2 protein-coding genes are annotated in these 984 nt (G+C 70.4%); one reads left to right on the top strand and one right to left on the bottom strand.

Features of this window, described 5'->3' with window-relative positions; all coding sequences use genetic code 11:
* Positions 1–125 precede the first annotated feature (125 nt).
* Positions 126–374: a hypothetical protein gene (locus A5706_RS33220; RefSeq protein ID WP_068136501.1), complete on the top strand. Its 249-nt coding sequence runs from the start codon at positions 126–128 to the stop codon at positions 372–374.
* Positions 375–389: 15 nt separating this feature from the next.
* Here A5706_RS33220 and A5706_RS24375 read toward each other — a convergent pair.
* Positions 390–984 (bottom strand): PHP domain-containing protein (locus tag A5706_RS24375; protein ID WP_156767307.1); only part of this gene is annotated, 595 nt, incomplete at its 5' end.

Below are 984 nucleotides of genomic sequence, written 5' to 3'. Positions count from 1 at the left end.
CGCGTGCAGGGCGGTGGAGTGGGGCACCTGGGACTCGACGACGTGCTCGGTAAACTCGGCGACGGGAAACGGCTAGTGGTACGGGCGGGGGTGGCGGCACAGGAAGCCCGGCAGCGGATGCCTCCGTGCCGGCGGCCAACGGAGGCGGGACGGGGAACGCCGCCGGTGGCACCGGCGGCGGCGGCGGCAGCGGCGCCGTCGTCAACACCAACTCCTACGCCGGCAACGCCGGTATTGGCGGGACGGGCGGCATCGGTGCCAATGGCGGATTGTTCAGCACCAACGGAGGCAACGGGGGCGGGGTCGGAGCTGGCGGCTTCGGCGGGCTCGGCTTGGGTGCCAACGGCAGTGACGGGGGCACCGGTCAGCCCTGATACGCGACCGCCCGCCTAGGACCCGGTCCACTCCAGCAGCTTTTCGCCAGGCCACGTGTTGACGATCCGTTCCACGGGCACGCCCGCGTCCAGCGCGCGCTGTGCGCCGTAACCCAGGAAGTCGAGCTGACCGGGCGCGTGCGCGTCGGTGTCGATGCTGAACAGGCAGCCGATCTCCAGCGCCAGCTTGAGCAGCCGGGTCGGCGGGTCGCGGCGCTCGGGGCGGGAGTTGATCTCGACCGCGGTCCCGTGGTCGCGGCACGCGGTGAACACCGACTCCGCGTCGAATTTCGACTCGGGACGGATACCGCGGTTGCCGGAGACCAGCCGTCCGGTGCAGTGGCCCAGCACGTCGGCGTGCGGATTGGAAACCGCGCGCACCATGCGGCGCGTCATCGCGGCCGCATCCATCGACAACTTCGAATGGACGCTCGCGACGACGACATCGAGGCGCTCGAGCAGTTCGGGTTCCTGGTCCAGGCTGCCGTCCTCGAGGATGTCGACCTCGATCCCGGTGAGGATGCGCATCGGCGCGAACTGCTCGCGCAACCCGTCGATGACGTCGAGCTGCTTGCGCAACCGCTCGGGCGACAACCCGTTCGCGATGGTC

It is taken from the genome of Mycobacterium sp. E796, from assembly GCF_001672815.1.
Classification (GTDB): domain Bacteria; phylum Actinomycetota; class Actinomycetes; order Mycobacteriales; family Mycobacteriaceae; genus Mycobacterium.
This window is presented reverse-complemented; position numbering and strand designations above follow the sequence as displayed.